This window comes from Streptomyces sp. NPDC028711 (genome assembly GCF_055565415.1).
The window spans coordinates 950819-968230 of record NZ_JBVHUJ010000002.1 but is presented as its reverse complement, the minus strand read 5'-3'; the positions used below and the strand labels follow the sequence as shown (position 1 = coordinate 968230).

Below are 17412 nucleotides of genomic sequence, written 5' to 3'. Positions count from 1 at the left end.
CGTCCCGAAGCCGGAAGGAGGTGGGCCGGGCCGTCCACCGGACGCCCGACCCGCGCACCATGAGCGAATCACTCACGTACGGGAGCGCCGAGCGCCACTGCCGGTCGCTCCAGGTCGCCCTGGAACAGCTCCGCGGCCACGGTCTCGAACGCCTGGAGCGCTGGGGCGGACGACTCGCCGAAGTGCTGCCCCCGGGCGCCCGGCTGCTCGCGGCGGGGAACGGCGGCAGCGCCGCGCAGGCCCAGCATCTGACCGCCGAGCTCGTCGGGCGCTATCTGCGCGAGCGGCCCGCCTACTCGGCGATCTCCCTGCACGCCGAGACGTCGAGCGTCACCGCCATCGGGAACGACTACGGCTTCGAGCAGGTCTTCGCCCGTCAGGTCGCCGCCCACGGCCGCGCGGGGGACGTGCTGCTGCTGCTCTCGACGTCGGGGCGCAGCGCCAATCTGCTCTCCGCGGCGATGACGGCGCGTTCCGCCGGTATCGCCGTCTGGGCGCTGACCGGCCCGTCGCCGAACCCCCTCGCCGAGGCCGCCGACGACGCGCTGTGTGTGGACGCGGACACGACGGCGACCGTCCAGGAGGTCCATCTCGTGGCGGTCCATCTGCTCTGCGAGTTCTTCGACGCGGCCATCGCCGACGGTGCGGGCGCCCAGGACCGGCCGGCCGGCACGCGGGCCGGGACGGAGACCGCCGGACGCGGGGCCCGTACGAGGACCGGGGCGGACGCCGGTCACACGGCGGAGCCCGCCGTGCCGACGGGCGTACCGGCGCGGCCCTCGGTCAACGGTGCGCCGCATCCGGCGCCGCTTTCCTCGATCCACGCCCTGAGGAGGTCCTCGTGACCGTGAACGGACCGCTCGTCGTCGTAGGAGACCTCCTCCTCGACAGGGACATCACGGGTGACGCCACCCGCCTGGCCCCGGACGCTCCCGTGCCCGTGGTGGACGTCGGAGAGGAGCGCGCGCGGCCGGGAGGCGCCGGGCTCGCCGCCCTCCTCGCCGCGCGGCACCGCTCCGACGTCGTCCTCGTCGCCGCCCTCGGCGACGACGAGGCCAGCGCGGCCGCCCGCCGGCTCCTCGGTGACCGGGTGGGCCTCGCGCCGGTCCCGCTGGCCGGGACGCTGCCGGTCAAGACCCGGGTCCTGGCGGGCGGGCGCCCCGTCGTGCGGTTCGACCAGGGCGGCGGCATCCCGGGCCGCCCCGACGCCCGGACCCTGGCCGCGCTCGCCGGGGCCGGTGCCGTCCTGGTCGCGGACTACGGGCGGGGGACGGCGGACTCGCTGCGGCCCGCGCTCGCGGCGGCCGCCCAGCGGGTGCCCGTCGTCTGGGACCCGCATCCCAGGGGCGGTCCGCCGGTGGCGGGGACGCGGCTTGTCACCCCGAACGCCGCCGAGGCGTGCGGTCCGGACGATCAGCGGACCTCTCTGCGGGCGCATGCGGAGCGCGGCGCCGAGCTCGCGGCCCGCTGGGGTGCCGTCTGCGTCGCCGTCACGCTCGGCGAACGGGGTGCGCTCCTCACCCGGCCGGGTGGTACGGCTCCGGTGCTGGTCCCCGCGCCCTACCGCGCCGACGGCGACCCGTGCGGGGCCGGTGACTGCTTCGCGGCGACGGCGGCGACGGCGCTCGCGGCCGGGGCCCTGCCGGAGGAGGCGGTGGAGCGGGCGGTGGCCGAGGCGGCCGCGTTCGTCCGGGCGGGCGGCGCGGGGAACCGGTTCCTGTGGGAGGGGGCACCCCCTGCGGAGGAGGAGGAGCCGGCGCCGAGGGACGCCTTCGAGCTCTCCCGCCGCGTCCACGCGCGCGGGGGCACGGTCGTCGCGACCGGCGGCTGTTTCGATCTGCTGCACGCCGGCCATGTGGGGCTTCTGGAGAACGCCGGGCGGATCGGCGACTGCCTGATCGTCTGCGTGAACTCCGACACCTCCCTGGCCCGGCTCAAGGGCCCCGGCCGGCCGCTGAACCCGCTGTCCGACCGGATGAGGGTCCTCTCCGCCCTGGGCAGCGTCGACGCGGTCGTCGCCTTCGACGAGGACACTCCCGTACGTCTCCTGGAGTCGCTCCGGCCCGACGTGTGGGTCAAGGGCGGCGACTACCGGGCCGACGGCCTGCCGGAGGCGCGGGCGCTGCGCTCGTGGGGCGGCCAGGCGGTGGCCCTGCCCTATCTCGACGGCCGCTCCACGACGACCCTGGCCCATCGTGCCGCCCGCTCCCTCCCGGCCCGGGAGGCGGTGTGACCGGCCCTCGCGCGGCGGGCGGGGAAGCCGGAGGCGGACGGTCGCCCACGGGCCGCGGGAACGGCGCGCGGCCCACGGTCCTGGTGCTGCGCGCGCTGGGGCTCGGGGACGCCCTTACGGGACTGCCCGCGCTACGGGCGCTGCGCCGGGGGCTGCCCGGCCATGAGCTCGTCCTCGCCGCTCCGGCGGGTCTCGCGCCGGTCGTGCGGGCGACGGGCGCCGTGGACCGGCTGCTGATCACCCGCGCCCCCGGGCGTGAGGTTCCGGCGGTGCTGCCGTGGGCGGGGCGCCCGCCGGACCTCGCGGTCGACCTGCACGGCCGGGGGCCGCTCAGTCACCGGCTGCTCGTCCGCCTCGGGCCCGGCCGGATCTGGGCGTTCCACCATCCGGAGGTTCCGGAGGTCACCGGGCCGGAGTGGGACGCCGGGGAGCACGAGCGGGACCGCTGGTGCCGCCTCCTGCGCTGGTACGGGCTCGAAGCGGACCCGGGAGACCTGCGGCTGGCGCCGCCCCCACGGCCCTCCCCCGCGCCGGACGCCGTGGTGCTCCATCCGGGGGCGGACGCGCCCGCTCGCCGCTGGCCCCCCGACCGGTTCGCGGCCGTCGCGCGGGCCCTGCGCGCCGCGCGGCTGCGGGTCGTGGTGACGGCGGGCCCCGGCGAGGAGGCGTACGCCCGTGACGTGGCCCTGCGGGCGGGGCTGCCGCCGGGGTCGGTACGGGGCGGACGGCGTGGGGTGCCCTTCGGGGAGCTGTGCGCACTTGTCGCGGGGGCGCGCTGCGTGGTGGTGGGCGACACGGGCCTTGCGCATCTGGCCTCGGCGTTCGGCACGCCCTCGGTGGTGCTGTTCGGCCCGGTGTCGCCGCTGCTGTGGGGGCCGCCGGCCGAGGGGCCGCACCGGGCGCTGTGGCATCCGGCCGCGGGCGACGGCGAGGTGCTGAGGCCGGGCGACGCCCATGGCGCCGTGCCCGACCCGCGTCTGCTGCGGGTGACGGTCGACGAGGTGCTCACGGCCGTGGGCGACGTGGCCCGCGGCTCCGCTCCGGGGCGCCCCGCGGCCTTCGGGAGCGCCCCGTGAGCCGCCGCGCTCCGGAGCTCCGTGGGCCGGGCGCCGGGGTGGCGTCCGGGTCAGACGGCCGTGCCGAGCTCCGCACGGCCGGCCGGACCGACGGCGGGAGCCGTCAGGGATTCGGGCACGCGGGCCGCCGGAACCAGGGGCCGTACGGCGGAGCGCCCGACGACGACCGGAGCCGGGAGGTCCATGACGGCGACCGGGGCCGTGTGGGCCCCCTTGACGGCGACCGGAGCCGGGAGGCCCCTGTCCGCGACCGGGGAGGCCGCGACCACCGGCGATCCGCTCTCACGGACGTCGGAGACGGCCGGGGCCTCGGCCCGCGCCGTGCGGCGGGCGTGGGTGAGGAGGCCCGAGGCGACGAAGGCCGACACGAGCAGGCCGCCCGCCACCAGGGCTCCACGGGCCCCGAGCAGCTCCATGAGCAGGCCGAGGGTCGGGGGCGCGGCGAGCCCCCAGAGCGTACGGATGCTGCTCCAGGCCCCGAGGACCCGTCCGCGCATCGCGGGCGGGGGGTCGGTCTGCAGGACCGTGTTCTGCGCGGTGTCGGCGACGGACTCGGCGACCGCCATGGGCAGGACGAGGACGAGCAGGACCGCGACCGAGGGCGCCAGGCCCGCGAGGACCTGGAGCAGCGCGCCGGCGAGGGTGAGCAGCGCCACGAGCCGTACGGCGGGACGGCGCAGCCGGGCGCCGAGCACAGCACCGAGGATGCCTCCGACGGCGAGCACGGTGGAGACGGTGCTGAAGGTGCCCGCGTCGCCGGCGAGCGGGCCGGTGACGAGCACCACGAGGGTCAGCGAGTAGTTGCGCCCGAAGAGGGCGCTGACGCCGTTGAGGCCGGCGAGGGCGACGAGACGCGGGCGCCGTGCGAAGAACGTGAGCCCCTCGCGCACCCCCGTACCCGTGGATTCCGGTGCCTTCGGGGTACCTCCGACGGCCTTTCCGGCACCGGCACCGGCGGCGACGACGCGCGCCGCGGCCGTGCGGGCCGGCTTGAGGAAGGGGATGACGCAGGCGACGAAGAGGAACGAGAGTCCGTTGACGCCGTAGGCGGCGCCCGTGCCGAGGAGCGAGACCGTCACACCGGCGAGCGCGGCGCCCGCGAGCCGTCCGCCGCTGTGGGCGAGGGAGCCGATGCCGATGGCGGAGGGCACGTCGTCGGTCTCGACGAGGTCGTTGCCGAGCAGCGCGCAGGCGGGGCCGTCCACGGTGGCGATGATCCCGGTGAGCGCGGCGAGCGCCATCAGGAGCGGCAGGTCGAGGCGGTCGGTCGCCACGAGCACGGCGGTGACGACGGCCACGACGGCGAGGAGGACCTGTCCGGCGGCGGCCGTCAGCTTCCGGGGCCAGCGGTCCACGGCCGCTCCGCCGAGCGCCCCCATGAGCAGGCCGGGAGCGGCCTGCACGGACATGGAGAGGCCGGTGGCGGCGGCGGAGCCGGTGATCTGGAGCACCAGCAGGTTCTGGACGGTGAGCTGCATCCAGGTGCCGGCGTTCGAGACGAAGTTGGCCACGGCCCACCAGCGCATGCTGCGGTGACGCAGCGCGCGCCAGGGAGACCGGTCGGCGGACGGGGCGTTCGAGGGGGCGCGGGTGAGCCCGCGAGCAGAGAAAAGAGGCACAGGAGGGATACCGGGGAAGAGCGCGGCAGCGCGGAGGGTGGGGTCGGACGGGGCCCTGAGAGGCCTCCGCGCGCCGGAGAGGTGATGCACGAGGGCGGGGAGACGGTGGCTGTTCTGGCCCGGCGCCCATCGTGGCAGACGGTTCCCGGGAAGAGGGGGGAGCAGCGCGCGGAGGCGCGTGCCAGGAGCCCCTGAATCCCCCAACTCCTCGGCCGGGAGGAGGACTTGGACTTCTGGTGTGCTTGCTCACACGCGGCGAGGAGGACACCCGCACAGGGTCGGACAGTGGCACGGCAACGGAAGGGGATGTCATGAACAGCGGGATTCAGGTCGGACTCGAAGGCAGGCGGGCCCTGGTCACCGGCGGCGGCCGGGGGCTGGGCGCCGCGATCGTGCGGAGGCTCGCCCGCTCCGGTGCCGGGGTCGTCGTCGCCGATGTGCGCGAGGACCTCGCCAAGGAGCTGTGCGAGAGCCTGACCGCCGAGGGGTGCCGGGCCGTGCCCGTCGTCCTGGACGTACGGGATGCGGAGGCGGTGGCCGAGGTCTTCCGGGACCTGGACGAGACGGGGCAGCCCGTGGACATCCTCGTCAACAACGCGGCGGTCGACGTCACGAAGGCGGTGAAGGAGCTGACGGCCGAGGAGATGACCCGGGTCGTCACCACCAACCTGCTCGCCCCGATGTACCTGTGCCGGGAGGGCTACGGGCGCATGATGGCGCGAGGCGGCGGCCACATCGTGAACATTCTCTCCACGGCGGCGCTGCGGACCTGGACGGAGGCGGGCCCGTACGCGGCCGCGAAGACGGGGCTTCGGGCCTTCACCCACACCCTCTTCAAGGAGGCGCAGCGGGACTGCCCGGGCATCGGCGTGACCGGTGTCGTCGCGGGCGGCATGGAGACGCCGTTCATCATGGACCGCTTCCCCGACACGGACGTGGCCGTCCTGCAGAGCCCGGAGATCGTGGCCGACACCGTGATGTACGCCCTGTCGGTGCCGCCCGGCAGCGCGCTCGCCGAGCTCGTCGTCGTACCGCGCCGGGAGACGTCCTGGCCCTGAGGGCCGGCAGAGGACGAGGACGGTGGAGGGGGCGCGGGGCCGGTGGGTGGCCGGCGTCGTCAGCCCTCCACGCCGGTCGCGGTGTGGGGGGCGCCCACCGGCTTGGACTCCGGGGAGCCGCGCTGCCTGAGATAGACGGCGAGGATGACCATGGAGGCGACGGCGAGCAGCTCGGACTGCCAGTTCTGGAGCGTGCGGTTCCAGAACTCGGCCGAACGGACGTACGTGCTCCAGCCGACCGGGTCCTGGAGCTGGCGGAGCTGATCCTCGTTGTAGGTGACCACGCCGGTGACGGACTGGGCGAGCCACGACATCAGGAAGATCAGGCACATGACGATGCCGAGGGAGTTCGAGTAGAGGGTCTGCCGGAGTCCGCCGGCAGAGGCCGGGCGGGGCGACTCGGGGATCGCGTACGCGCCGGTCTTCTGCTGCTCGTCCGTCTCCCGGCCGATCCGGTCGAGCGGCTTGGACTCCGGCGAGCCGCGCTGCACCAGCCAGACGGTGCCGAACACGAAGAGGAAGAACTGCAGGAACTCCGACTGCCAGTTCTCCGTGACGTCGACCATGAAGTCGGAGGTCAGCACGTACGCGCCGCACCCCATCGGGTGCAGGTCGGCCGCGGTGAGAACCGTGTTGAGCTCCGCGCACCCGGCGAAGGCCTGGCCGACGAGCGTCAGCAGGAACGCCGTGCCGAAGGCGAGGGTCAGTCCGTTCCGGCGGAGGAACCTCGCGAGGCCGCTCATCGGTGCGTCAGCCCCGTCGTGACCGCGAGCGCGAGGCCCGCGGAGACCAGTACCAGACAGAGCACGAACAGCACACGCATCTCAGTCCCCCTTCACTTCGCAGCGGGCCGGGTGTCCCGGCCTCGGCGTGCAGCCGGCCGCCGTCACTCTCCAGCCGTCCGGGAAGGAGGCGAGGAAGACGCTGTCGTGCGCGAACACGACCCGGGCCTGCTCCCCGTAGACGTCCGTGGCGACCGGTTCGCCGGAGGCGGTCGCGGGGTCGAGGCCGGCCAGGACGGTGGGGCAGGGCCCGTCCTCCTCCTCCACCTCCTCGCGGGTGCCGGGCGCCAGCGCCTCGCACGCGCGCCCGGGGTCCGCGCCGCGCAGTGCCGCCCCGAACTCCACGGCCGCCGACCGTGCGGCGGCCTCTCTCTGTTCGACGTCACCGCATCCGGCGAGCCCGAGGGCCAGGGCGCTCATCAGGAGGAGAGCGGTGGTCGCACGCATGCGACGAGGATGACCCGCCGGGCGGCGCCCACCACGATCAGGTGGCCTGACACGCGCGGGGTTGACCCATGCGGCGTAGGGGCCGCGTGAGGACACGTGTCAGGCGGGGTGCGCCGGGTAGACGCAGAGGGCAGCCGACCCGACCCCCACAGGGCCGGATCTTCGATCTCAGGAGGTGTCGGTCGTGGAGAACGTCAGGAACGCCATCCGCTCGGGAGGCGTCGAGGAGGCGGGCGCGGGGCGTATCAGGACCTGTAGACCCGCGTTCCGTGAGCTCGACATGGAGAGGTCCCGCGACGCCGAGGGGCAGGAAGGCGACCCGGAGCCGCAGATCGTCCGCGGCGAGGACTGACCGGACGCCGCGGACCGCCTCGGGCCCGCCGGAACGTTCCGGCGGGCCCGAGGCGGTCCGTGGACGTGGAGGAGACGTGGAGGACGGGGTTCGCGGGCTGCCGCGAACCCCGTCCCCCATCACCGGGGGGCGGCGGGGGACGGGGTTCGCCACCGGGGGCGGCGTCAGGCCGTGGTCGCCGGAGAGGACGGCCGCCCCGGAGTCCAGCGAAGCACCGCGCCGAGTCCGCCGGCCGGTCCCCGCATGTCCTCGGGGATCACGAGCACCTCGGAGTCGGCTGCCACACAGGCGCGCAGCAGCGCGTCGTCGGCGCGGGCCTCCTCGGGCCCGCCGTATCCCCAGCTCCTGGCCTCGGTGCGGCCGAGGGCGATGTCGGACGCGCCGGAGCCCACCCACACGGACCGCCCCGCGTCGGAGGCCTCGCGGCCGAGCAGCAGGGTGGCCACCTGACGTTCCCTCGCGGCCTCCACCACCGCCGGTACGCCTTCGGCGGCGGGGCCGGGGCCGGTGTCGACGGTCGCCTCGCGGTGCTCGCCGGGCCGTCCGCGACCCGCGCGGAAGGCGTCGAGCGCGCGCCGTACCCGTTCGCGGGCGAACTGCGCACGCGCCTCCTCGACCTGGCGGGCGAAGTGCTCGGAGGACGCCCCGGGGGCCCGGCTGCCGTGGTCGACCTCCACGGCGATGCTCTTCAGCGGCTGCGGAAGCCGTTCCCGTACCGCCTTTCGTTCACGTGCGTCCCCGGCGAGGACGAGGAGCGTCCCGCCGTCCTGCGGGCAGCGCCGCGCGAGTTCGGCGGCGATGATCTCGGCCGTCTCCTCCCACGCGTCCTCGACCTTGTTGCTGTAGTGCCATTCGTACCGGTCCTGGGGGATGCTGCGGTGGCCGCGCCCCTGCCACTCCTCCCCCTCCACCTGCCCGACCTGCTGCTCCCTGCCATGGGGTCCCCACATCTCCAGATCGGCGCCGGTACGGTCGATCAGGGCCACCTGGCACCGCGGTTCGTCGTCGCGCAGGAACATGAGCGGGGCGATGTGCGGCAGGCTCGACCAGGTCACCTCGGCAGCGGGCGGGGCCGCCGCGAGGGGGAGGTCGAGCACGACTTCCCCGGCGGTCGCGAAGAGGGCACGTCCCGGCGGCGCCCCGGAGGCCGGAGCGGCGCCCAGCCGTTCGGCGATCACGCCGACCGTGGCCGGATCGACGCCCGCGTCGACGAGCTCCCCGAGGACGGCACGGTCACGCAGTCTCTGGATCTGCGCCGCGTCCTCGGTGGCCCTGCTCGTCTCGATGAAGACGGAGGCCCAGGGGCCGGGCCGTTCGAGGAGCGGTTTGAGGAAATCGAGGTCCATGGTGTCCACCAGAAATGTCGGAACGGACAGAGCGCCTCACCGGGGCCTTCGCCCGGCGTCACATTCCGTGGCGCCCCTTCATCTCCTGCTGTTCGTCCTCCTCCTTCCCGCGCTCCCCCTCCGCCTGGGAAGGCGTGGTCTGTCGCATCACGTCGTCGCCGTCCCCCTGGAGCTGCGCCTGCCGGGCACGTTCGGCGTCGCGGTCCGCCTGACGCTGCCTCGCCGACGCGTCCTTGTCGGGCGTGTTCATGGGGTTCCTCCACCTCGTCAGGGTCTTCGCAGTGCGAGTGCCCCGGCGTGCGCCCGGCATGCGGTACGCGCGTCCGCTACGACTCGCGCTCTTCCTCGGTCCCGGCCTTGTCGGCGGCCGTGTCGACGTGCATCGCCGCCTCCTCCGCGGGCGCGGCCCCGTCGTCCAGGCCGACGTCACGGGCGACGGCGTGGTCGTCGCGGCCCGGGGGCGTGTCGACCGGGGCGAGGCGTCCGGCTCTGGTGGCGCCGGCCTGCTCGTCGACGGGTTCTCCGGCACCTTCCGGGAGGTCGCCGATGCCGTCGCCCTCGGGGGCCGCCTCTTCGGGGACCTCCTGGGCGAGCCGTTCGTCGAGCGATTCGCCCTCCCGCTGCTCGCGCTGGGTGGTGCCGTGCCGGGTGACGCCCCGCGGCCGCTCGGGCGGGGAGTATCCCGGTGCGGACAGGTCTTCGAGGGGGTCCGTCACGATCGCGTTGTCCGGGTCGAGATCCCCGGAGGGGCGGTTGGCCGCGTCGGAGTGGGTGGGCTGGTACACGTCGTCGCCGCGGGCCTCGTCCGGCCCCGGCAGGTCACCGGAGGCGTCCGTGTCGGACTCGTTTCGGGCCATGGCCGGTTCCTTTCGTCTCGGTGGTACGGGGGTGGGGGCGGGGGGCTGTCAGTCGGTGGCGAGCACGAGGGCGTACACGAGGAAGAACAGGGCGCACACGACGACCAGCACCCACAGGATCAGGAGGGGGCCCTTCCCCCAGCCCTTCCGGAGCGGCCGGTACGGACCGGTGCCCGTGCTCGTACCCGACTCCGCCGGCGGTGTCTCGCCGGGCCGGGCCGCACCGCCGGTGAGGTTCCGGGGGTCCTGGCCGGACATGCTCCGGGACTCGGGATCGGGGATGCTCCGGGGGTCCTGGTCAGGGAGGTCCCGGGGGTCGGGGTCGGGGTTGCTCGGTCTGGTCATGACGTTCATCTCCCTGCGAGGTGCGGAAGGGCGACGGCCCGCACGGCGGCGACCTGACGTGCCCGGGGAGGCCCCTAGAGTGCGCGGAGCGCGGGCAGGAGGGTCGTCTCCGCCCAGCGGAGGAAGGACGCCTGGTGGGCGCCGCCGACCTGGACGAGGGCGAGTTCGGTGAATCCCGCGTCGGCATAGGCGCGGGCCGCTTCCACGACGGCGTCGACGTCGTCTCCGCAGGGAATGCTCTCGGCCACGTCCTCCGGGCGGGTGTGCTCGGTCGCCTGGACGAACCCGGCGGGCAGGGGGAGTTCGGCGTTGAGGCGCCAGCCGCCGAGGGACCAGCGGAACTGTTCGTGGGCGCGGGCGACCGCCGCCTCCCGGTCGGTGTCGTAGCAGATGGGCATCTGCCCGATGCGGGGCTTCCCCGCGCCGCCCCGGGCGTCGAAGGCGTCCAGCAGCTCGCGTTTCGGCTCCGTGGCGATCAGCACGTCCCCGTGCCGCCCCGCGACGGCGCAGGAGCGGGGGCCCGAGACGGCGATGCCCACGGGCGGGGGTGTGCCGGGGACGTCCCACAGCTTGGCGTCGTCGACCTGGAAGTGCCGTCCGTGATGGGTCACGTGGTCCCCCTTGAAGAGGGCGTGGATGATCTCGGCGGCCTCGTCGAGCATCGCGAGGCGGACGCGGGCCGAGGGCCAGCCCCTGCCGACGACGTGCTCGTTGAGGTTCTCGCCCGAGCCGAGGCCAAGGCGGAACCGGCCTTCGGACAGCAGTTGCAGGGTCGCCGCCTTCTGCGCGACCACGACGGGGTGGTAGCGGAAGGTCGGACAGGTCACGAAGGTCATCAGGGGGATGCGGGAGGTCGCCTGCGCGGCCGCTCCGAGGACGCTCCACGCGTACGGTGCGTGCCCCTGCGACTCCAGCCAGGGGAAGGAGTGGTCGGAGACCACGGAGAAGTCGAATCCGACCCGTTCCGCCTCGACCACGTGCCCGACGAGCTCACGGGGGCCTGCCTGCTCGGTCATCATCGTGTATCCGATACGCATCATGCCCCGCGACTTGCCACGGCGGGCACGCCTGAAACGGGCCTGCGCCGAGACTCTTCGGGCCGCTCGGCCGGCCCGTTCACATGCCCTCCCGCGGCTTGGGGTCATGGGGGCCCGGCGGGACGGGCCAGGACCGCTCGGCCTCGGACGCGCCGACCGGTCCCGTCCCGGTCGCGGGCGCGGCGTCGCTGTCCGGCGCGGGCAGGTTCTTCGGCCCGGCCACCTCCACGACCGGCGGTCCGGCTCCCTCGTCCGCCGGGACGCCCGTGGAGCTCTGCCCGGCGGCAGTGCCCGTACCGGTTCCGGTCCCGGCGTCCGCGTCGGCCGGGCGCACCCGCCCGCGCCAGCCGCCCGTCTCACGCCCCTGCTCCTCGATGAAGCCCTTGAACCGCCTCAGGTCGCCCTTCACCCGCCGGTCGAGGACGCCCATCAGGTCGCCGGCCTTCTCGACCATGCCCTCCGGCTCCACGTCCATCGCGAGGCGCACCCGCGTGTGCTCCGCGTCCAGCGGCTGGAAACTCACCACGCCCTTCTGGCTGGTCTCCCCGGCCACCGTGCGCCACGAGATCCGCTCGTCGGGAAGCTGGTCCACGATCTCCGTGTCGAACTCCCGCCGCACCCCGGCCACCTTGGTCCGCCAGTGACAATGCCGGTCGTCGACCTGACGCACGTCCTCCACACCCTCCATGAACCGCGGGAACTCCTCGAACTGCGTCCACTGGTCGTACGCCGTCCGCAACGGCACATCCACATCGATGGTCTGCTCGACCCTGCTCATCGCCCGCCTCCAAGAAACTCGTCACGGCACTGCGCGGTCGATCCGCGCGTACCCGACGACACGCACCTCACGCACCGCCGCACGGCGCGTCGCGGGCAGGCCGGTAGCGTGGACACTCTGGGGACGAACCGGCCCATACCGACACATCCGGCGGGGCGGAGAACCCTCACGGAACCGGGAGACGACCTTGGCGAAGCAGGCGCTCGTCGTCATCGACATGCTCAACACCTACCGGCACGACGACGCGGAGCGGCTCGTCCCGTCGGTGACACGCGCCCTTCCCGGCATCGTCGATCTCCTGGAGCGTGCGCGGGCGACGGAGGTCCCGGTCATCTACGCGAACGACAACTTCGGCCGCTGGCGGTCCCATCACGGGCAGATCCTCGACATGGCCCTGGCCGGCCGTCACCCCGAGCTCGTCGAGCCGGTCCGGCCCGACGACGAGTCTCTGTTCGTGGTGAAGGCGCGCCACTCCATCTTCTACGAGACGCCTCTCGCCTATCTGCTGCGCACGTTGGACGTCGACGCGCTCGTCCTCACCGGCCAGGTCACCGAGCAGTGCGTGCTCTACTCCGCCCTGGACGCCCACATCCGGCACCTCGGCGTCACGGTCCCCCGGGACGCGGTGGCCCACATCCACGGCGACCTCGCGGACGCCGCCCTGCGCATGGTGGAACGGAACATGGGCGGACGGATCGTCGACGCCGCCGACATCCCCTGGTGAGGGCTTCTGGGCGAGCCCGGCATGATCCGAAAGACAGGCCCTAGGCGTCGGCGCTGGGCACGGCGAGGGGGCTTCCCGGGGCGTCCTGCCTGGCCGCCTCCATGCGCTCGCCCAGTTCGAGGAGCCGCTTGCGTCCCATGGCCTTGCGGACGTCGGGGAACCAGTCCTGCTCCTCCTCCTCGACGTGGTGGCGCACGTTCTCCATGAGGACGGTCATCTTGGCGTCGAACCGCTCGTCCGTCGGGTCGAGGCCGTCGAGCTCCGAGAGCATCCAGAGCACGGCGTGGTGTTCCTCGACGCTTTCGAGCACGTGGTCCTTGGTGTCGGGGGCGGCCTCGCGGGCCGCGGGGTAGAAGACCTGCTCCTCTATCCAGGTGTGGGTGGTGAGTTCCCGGATCACCCGGTCCGCGATCTCCCGCTTCCGGTCGTGCGCGTCGTCGCCCGCCCGCTCGAACTCCTTGAACAGCTTCTCCACGGTCTTGTGGTCGTCCCGGAGCATGACGATCCCGTCCATCACAGTCCCCTTCCACGTCGGTCACGGCCCGGCAGCCGAGCTGGGGCGGGCGGTCCGGCGACGGGCGTACCGCCGCCGGACCGCCCTCCCGTCACGAGTCCGTGGAGACCGTCTCGACGAGGTCGCCGACCTGCCGCTCGGGCAGGGCCCGGGCGACGTCGGCCTGGGCGATGATGCCGACGAGGACGTGCTGGTCGATGACGGGGACGCGGCGGATCTTGTGTTCGCTCATGACGCTCAGGACCTGTTCGACGCTGTCGTCCGCCTGAACGTAGATGATCTCGCCCTCCGCGCAGTCGCCCGCCGTGCACTGCCCGGGGTCCTTGCCCTGGGCGACGGCCTTCACGACGATGTCGCGGTCGGTGAGCATGCCCTTCAGCTTCTCGTCGGGGCCGCAGATGGGCAGCGCCCCCACGTCGAGCTCGACCATCTTGCGAGCGGCGTCGACGAGGGTCTCGGAGGAGCGCACACAGGTCGCGTCGGGGGTCATGATGTCGCGTGCGGTGGTCATGGCTATCGCCTGCACTCAGGTCGTGGGTGTGGGGTCTGAGGGGCGCCTGCCCGGTCGCGGTGCCCTCAATCCTGCTCGTCCTCACCGGGCGGCGGGCCGCGCCCCCGGCGGCCTGGGCCGTCGGGGGCGCGGGTACGTCCGGAGCGTCCACGGGTCCTAGGTGGTGCCCCGCTTCTTCAGGTCGTCGACGGCCTTCGTTCCGCCGCGGCGCCCCTTCTCGGTGGCCTCTCGGGCCTTGCCCTTCAGCTGTTCGGCCCTGCCTTCGGCTTCCATCCCCTTCTTGCCCGTCATCTTGCCGACGGTCTCCTTGACCTTGCCCTTGCCCTTCTCCATACCGCTCTTGGCCATGAGTGGTTCCTTTCTCGTCATCCTCGGTTCCCGCCGCCGAGGGCGTCGACGATCGCCGCCGAGAAGGCGTCGAGGTCGTCGGGCTTGCGGGAAGTGATCAGGGGGTGGCCTCCGGAGGTGTCGACGACGACCTCCTTGTCCCGCCACGCGCCTCCGGCGTTCTCCAGGTCGGGGCGGAGCGACGGGTACGAGGTGAGTTCACGGTCCCGGGCCAGTCCGCTGTCGACGAGGAGCCAGGGGCCGTGGCATACGGCGGCCACGGGCTTGCCGGCCTCCGCGAAGGCGGAGACGAGACGCCGGGCCTCGCCGTCGGTGCGGAGCCGGTCGGCGTTGAGGGTGCCGCCCGGAACGACGACCGCGTCGTACGCGTCCGCCGTGACGGCCCCGAGCGTCGTATCGGGCTTGAGGACGGCGCCGGGCCGACGGTCCGAGACGAGCGTCTGGACGGGCTCGTCCTTCTGCGCGGCCAGGGTGACGCCGGCGCCGGCCTCACGGAGGGCGGCCATCGGCTTCTCCAGCTCGTCCTGCTCCGTCCCGTAGTTCGTGGTGAGGACGAGGACGTTCTTTCCGTCGAGCGACACGACGTTTCCTCTCTGGGTCGGCCCCCCGTTCTGCGTTCTTCCCCCCGCCCTCACTGCGGCTCACCGCATGGGCGCGGCTCAAACCTCCTGGACGGGAGAGAGCGGAATGGAAGGGCCGTATCCCCATGACTCGGGGTGAAAGGCGCACATGACTCCGGAAGAAAAGGGAAAGCGCACGGCAACCGAGGGCTTCGCGCCGAGGACCGGCCGGCCCCCGAGGCATTGGAGGTGCCACCATGGTTCCCCTTCTTCTCGTCCTCCTCGTGATCCTGATCCTCTTCGGTGCCGGGTTCGCGGTCGAGGTGCTCTGGTACATCGCGATCGCCGTGCTCGTGTTGTGGCTGCTCGGCTTCCTGATGCGGAGCGGCAGTGGGCGCTGGTACCGGTGGTGAGGCAGGGGACCCTCGCCCGGAGATCCCGCGCCTCGACGATGCCGTGCCCCGGACGACGTCCGGGGCACGGGCGCGTGTTCGGCTCGTCACGGCGCGCCAGACCTGCGCAAATTAACCGATAATCGTGTCAAACCGGACGATAACGGGCAGGCTTTCTTCAGGACGCTCGACCGATGGACCGCCGCCGCTCGCTCCTCCGGGGCCGCGCGGCGCAGGTTCGTCGCCCCGTCGAAGGAGCCTTCATGTCCACCGTCAGAGACCGCTCGGCCACCTCCCAGGACGCCGCAGGGGCTCCGGGAGCCGTGACGCGTCAGGCTGCGCTCGACGGCCTCCCGGAGCCCATCCGGCCCACCGCCGTCTCCACGGACGACGCCCGGACCCTCTCCGTCGCCCTCTTCGAACGGCTTCGCGTACTGGAGGAGGGGACCCCGGAGTACGCGTACGTACGCAACACCCTCGTGGAGCTCAACCTCAGTCTGGTCAAGTTCGCCTCCCGCCGGTTCAGGAACCGCGCCGAGCCGGTGGAGGACATCATCCAGGTCGGCACGATCGGCCTGATCAAGGCGATCGACCGGTTCGACCCCGACCGCGCGGTCGACTTCTCCGCCTTCGCCCTGCCGACGATCGTCGGCGAGATGAAGCGCTTCTTCCGTGACACCAGCTGGGCGGTACGGGTACCCCGCCGCCTCCAGGAGATGCGGATCGACCTCGCCAAGGCGGCGGACACCCTGGAGCAGGGTCTGGGCCGCCGTCCGAGCCGCGCGGAGCTCGCCGCGCAGCTCCACCTCACGGAGGAGGACGTCACCGAGGGGCAGCTCGCGGCGCACGGCTATGCGGCGCGTTCCCTGGACGTCCCCGCGGGCGACGAGGACACGGCCCCCGGCGCGAGCCCGCGCCACCTGGCCACCTGCGAGCCCTCGTACGAGCTGATCGAGTCCCTGACCTCGCTGCGGCCCCTGCTCGAACGGCTTCCCGAACGCGACCGGACCATTCTCGAACTGCGCTTCGGCGAGGAACTCACCCAGGCGGAGATAGGCCGGCGCATCGGGCTCTCCCAGATGCACGTCTCGCGCCTGCTCACCCGGATCCTCGGCGAGCTCAGGACGGGTCTGCTCCAGGAGGACCCCACGGAGGACCAGCAGGACGGCTGACCTCCAGCCACACCACCTTGCCCGCCGCACCCGAGCCCTTGTCCTCGCTGCCCCAGTCACCGGCCAGCCTGTCCAGCACCATGAGGCCGTGACCGCCGGGCAGCGCGGGCGAGCGGGCACCCTGCGCGCGGGGATGCTCGGGGCTCGCGTCGGCCACCTCCACCCGCAGCGACCCGCGGCCGTGCCGCAGGACAAGTTCCTCCGGGCCGCCGGCGTGCAGACACGCGTTGGTCACGACCTCCGACACGAGGAGCAGCACGTCCTCGACCCGCTGCTCCGCCTCCTCGGTCTCCGGGGGGGTCCACCCCCAGTCCGAGAGGGCCTGGGCCGTGAAGTCGCGGCACCGCGCGACCACGCCGCGGGTCCCGTACAGCCTGAGTCTGCGCACCTGCTCCGGGGAGCCGTCAGCGGTCTCGGACATGTCGCCCGCCGCCTTCGTGGCCGCGCCCGGCGAGCGCCTCGTCCGTGCTCTCGTACACCTGGAAGACCTCCCGGGCGCCGGTGATGTCGAACATCCGGTCCACCGGCGGGCGCAGTCCGGAGAGCTCCAGGCTCCCGCCCGCCCGCAGCATCCGGAGACGGGACCTGAGGAGGACGTTGAGGCCCGAGGAGTCGCAGAACCCGAGACCGGAGCAGTCGACGATGATCCGTTCGCTGCCGTCGCCCTGCTCCAGGGCCTCCCGCAGCGGGTCGACGGCGTCGCGGTCGAGTTCCCCCGTCAGCACCAGGACGACGGTGTCCGTGTCCGGGACGGGACGGACCTCGACGCCGAACCGGTCGGGCAGGTCCCCCTCCCCTTGCTCCGCGCGCTCTTCGTCCGCCATGCGCTCACCCGCCTTCTCGTTACTTTTTGCCCTTTCTACACCTTTTACACATGTCCGCCGTGGCGGCCGGGCGCCCCGGGTGTCGACGGGGAACCGCGGCGCGCTCCGGGGCACGCAGACGGCGCCCGCACAAGGTGCGGACGCCGTCACAGCGGGATGCACGGGGCTCCCGGGTCAGCCGCGGACGATGTTCTCCGCCTGCGGGCCCTTCTGGCCCTGCGTGATGTCGAAGGTCACGGCCTCGCCCTCGTTGAGCTCGCGATATCCGTTGCCCGAGATGTTGGAGTAGTGAGCGAAGACGTCCGGTCCGCCTCCGTCCTGGGCGATGAAGCCGAAGCCCTTCTCGGAGTTGAACCACTTCACGGTGCCGCTGGCCATGCTCGTCCTTCTGGTCAATCCGGCAGCCGCCCCGAGGTCGGGCCGCTGCGGCGCCCTCT

23 protein-coding genes and 1 pseudogene are annotated in these 17412 nt (G+C 73.4%); 8 read left to right on the top strand and 16 right to left on the bottom strand.

Going from position 1 to position 17412, the window contains the following annotated elements; genetic code table 11:
• Window positions 1-59 precede the first annotated feature (59 nt).
• The 3 genes from ACZ4VK_RS10160 to ACZ4VK_RS10150 are packed head-to-tail and all read left to right on the top strand — an operon-like array spanning window position 60 to window position 3309.
• A complete protein-coding gene (locus ACZ4VK_RS10160; RefSeq protein WP_468350446.1) occupies window positions 60-845 on the top strand; it encodes a D-sedoheptulose-7-phosphate isomerase in 786 nt (261 codons plus the stop codon).
• Window positions 842-2233 carry a PfkB family carbohydrate kinase gene (locus ACZ4VK_RS10155; protein ID WP_468350444.1) on the top strand — a complete coding sequence of 464 codons (1392 nt, stop codon included), beginning with the start codon at window positions 842-844 and terminating at the stop codon, window positions 2231-2233. Before ACZ4VK_RS10160 ends, ACZ4VK_RS10155 begins: the two co-directional genes overlap by 4 nt.
• Window positions 2230-3309: a glycosyltransferase family 9 protein gene (locus tag ACZ4VK_RS10150; RefSeq protein WP_468350442.1), complete on the top strand. Its 1080-nt coding sequence runs from the start codon at window positions 2230-2232 to the stop codon at window positions 3307-3309. Before ACZ4VK_RS10155 ends, ACZ4VK_RS10150 begins: the two co-directional genes overlap by 4 nt.
• Window positions 3310-3359: 50 nt before the next feature.
• Here ACZ4VK_RS10150 and ACZ4VK_RS10145 read toward each other — a convergent pair whose 3' ends face one another.
• Complete coding sequence (locus ACZ4VK_RS10145; RefSeq protein WP_468350440.1) at window positions 3360-4835, bottom strand: MFS transporter; 1476 nt, start codon at window positions 4833-4835, stop codon at window positions 3360-3362.
• Window positions 4836-5239: 404 nt separating this feature from the next.
• On the opposite strand from ACZ4VK_RS10145, the gene ACZ4VK_RS10140 reads away from it, so the two are divergent.
• Window positions 5240-5986: an SDR family oxidoreductase gene (locus tag ACZ4VK_RS10140; protein WP_468350438.1), complete on the top strand. Its 747-nt coding sequence runs from the start codon at window positions 5240-5242 to the stop codon at window positions 5984-5986.
• A gap of 59 nt (window positions 5987-6045) precedes the next feature.
• On the opposite strand, the gene ACZ4VK_RS10135 is transcribed toward ACZ4VK_RS10140, so the two are convergent.
• Window positions 6046-6729 (bottom strand): DUF6766 family protein, encoded by a 684-nt coding sequence (locus ACZ4VK_RS10135; protein WP_468350436.1) that lies wholly within the window; start codon window positions 6727-6729, stop codon window positions 6046-6048.
• 81 nt (window positions 6730-6810) lie between these two features.
• Window positions 6811-7215: a hypothetical protein gene (locus tag ACZ4VK_RS10130; RefSeq protein WP_468350434.1), complete on the bottom strand. Its 405-nt coding sequence runs from the start codon at window positions 7213-7215 to the stop codon at window positions 6811-6813.
• A gap of 184 nt (window positions 7216-7399) precedes the next feature.
• Here ACZ4VK_RS10130 and ACZ4VK_RS10125 point away from each other — a divergent pair, with 184 nt between their 5' ends.
• The gene (locus ACZ4VK_RS10125; RefSeq protein ID WP_468350432.1) at window positions 7400-7567 is read left to right on the top strand and encodes a hypothetical protein; all 168 of its coding nucleotides are present in this window, start codon (window positions 7400-7402) and stop codon (window positions 7565-7567) included.
• Window positions 7568-7731: 164 nt separating this feature from the next.
• On the opposite strand, the gene ACZ4VK_RS10120 is transcribed toward ACZ4VK_RS10125, so the two are convergent.
• The 6 genes and pseudogenes from ACZ4VK_RS10120 to ACZ4VK_RS10095 form a co-directional block, all read right to left on the bottom strand.
• Entirely contained in the window at window positions 7732-8913 is a 1182-nt protein-coding gene (locus tag ACZ4VK_RS10120; protein ID WP_468350430.1) for a baeRF2 domain-containing protein, read from the bottom strand.
• A gap of 58 nt (window positions 8914-8971) precedes the next feature.
• Entirely contained in the window at window positions 8972-9163 is a 192-nt protein-coding gene (locus ACZ4VK_RS10115; protein WP_468350428.1) for a hypothetical protein, read from the bottom strand.
• A 76-nt stretch (window positions 9164-9239) separates the two neighbouring features.
• Window positions 9240-9770: a DUF5709 domain-containing protein gene (locus ACZ4VK_RS10110; protein ID WP_468350426.1), complete on the bottom strand. Its 531-nt coding sequence runs from the start codon at window positions 9768-9770 to the stop codon at window positions 9240-9242.
• Window positions 9771-9818: 48 nt separating this feature from the next.
• Window positions 9819-10115 (bottom strand): DUF6480 family protein, encoded by a 297-nt coding sequence (locus tag ACZ4VK_RS10105; RefSeq protein ID WP_468350424.1) that lies wholly within the window; start codon window positions 10113-10115, stop codon window positions 9819-9821.
• 74 nt (window positions 10116-10189) lie between these two features.
• Window positions 10190-11155, bottom strand: coding sequence for a TIGR03557 family F420-dependent LLM class oxidoreductase (locus ACZ4VK_RS10100; protein WP_468350422.1), 966 nt, complete (start codon window positions 11153-11155; stop codon window positions 10190-10192).
• A gap of 307 nt (window positions 11156-11462) precedes the next feature.
• A pseudogene (locus ACZ4VK_RS10095) lies at window positions 11463-11930 on the bottom strand (SRPBCC family protein); the annotation flags it as partial.
• A gap of 187 nt (window positions 11931-12117) precedes the next feature.
• On the opposite strand from ACZ4VK_RS10095, the gene ACZ4VK_RS10090 reads away from it, so the two are divergent.
• Entirely contained in the window at window positions 12118-12654 is a 537-nt protein-coding gene (locus tag ACZ4VK_RS10090) for a cysteine hydrolase family protein (protein ID WP_468350420.1), read from the top strand.
• A gap of 40 nt (window positions 12655-12694) precedes the next feature.
• On the opposite strand, the gene ACZ4VK_RS10085 is transcribed toward ACZ4VK_RS10090, so the two are convergent.
• The 4 genes from ACZ4VK_RS10085 to ACZ4VK_RS10070 form a co-directional block, all read right to left on the bottom strand.
• Entirely contained in the window at window positions 12695-13168 is a 474-nt protein-coding gene (locus ACZ4VK_RS10085) for a hemerythrin domain-containing protein (RefSeq protein WP_468350418.1), read from the bottom strand.
• Between the two features lie 91 nt (window positions 13169-13259).
• Complete coding sequence (locus ACZ4VK_RS10080; protein ID WP_468350416.1) at window positions 13260-13679, bottom strand: CBS domain-containing protein; 420 nt, start codon at window positions 13677-13679, stop codon at window positions 13260-13262.
• A 156-nt stretch (window positions 13680-13835) separates the two neighbouring features.
• The gene (locus ACZ4VK_RS10075; protein WP_389683177.1) at window positions 13836-14027 is read right to left on the bottom strand and encodes a CsbD family protein; all 192 of its coding nucleotides are present in this window, start codon (window positions 14025-14027) and stop codon (window positions 13836-13838) included.
• 17 nt (window positions 14028-14044) lie between these two features.
• Window positions 14045-14608 (bottom strand): type 1 glutamine amidotransferase domain-containing protein, encoded by a 564-nt coding sequence (locus ACZ4VK_RS10070; protein ID WP_468350414.1) that lies wholly within the window; start codon window positions 14606-14608, stop codon window positions 14045-14047.
• 236 nt (window positions 14609-14844) lie between these two features.
• On the opposite strand from ACZ4VK_RS10070, the gene ACZ4VK_RS10065 reads away from it, so the two are divergent.
• Entirely contained in the window at window positions 14845-15000 is a 156-nt protein-coding gene (locus tag ACZ4VK_RS10065; protein ID WP_384119388.1) for a hydrophobic protein, read from the top strand.
• Between the two features lie 242 nt (window positions 15001-15242).
• Window positions 15243-16151, top strand: coding sequence for a SigB/SigF/SigG family RNA polymerase sigma factor (locus ACZ4VK_RS10060; protein WP_468350412.1), 909 nt, complete (start codon window positions 15243-15245; stop codon window positions 16149-16151).
• On the opposite strand, the gene ACZ4VK_RS10055 is transcribed toward ACZ4VK_RS10060, so the two are convergent.
• From ACZ4VK_RS10055 to ACZ4VK_RS10045, 3 genes are all read right to left on the bottom strand, one after another.
• Window positions 16099-16572, bottom strand: coding sequence for an ATP-binding protein (locus tag ACZ4VK_RS10055; protein WP_468350410.1), 474 nt, complete (start codon window positions 16570-16572; stop codon window positions 16099-16101). The two genes, ACZ4VK_RS10060 and ACZ4VK_RS10055, sit on opposite strands and share 53 nt — an antisense overlap.
• Window positions 16556-16975, bottom strand: a complete 420-nt coding sequence (locus ACZ4VK_RS10050; RefSeq protein WP_468350408.1) for an STAS domain-containing protein — start codon at window positions 16973-16975, stop codon at window positions 16556-16558. Before ACZ4VK_RS10050 ends, ACZ4VK_RS10055 begins: the two co-directional genes overlap by 17 nt.
• Before the next feature lie 174 nt (window positions 16976-17149).
• Window positions 17150-17353: a cold-shock protein gene (locus tag ACZ4VK_RS10045; protein WP_389683182.1), complete on the bottom strand. Its 204-nt coding sequence runs from the start codon at window positions 17351-17353 to the stop codon at window positions 17150-17152.
• Window positions 17354-17412 lie beyond the last annotated feature (59 nt).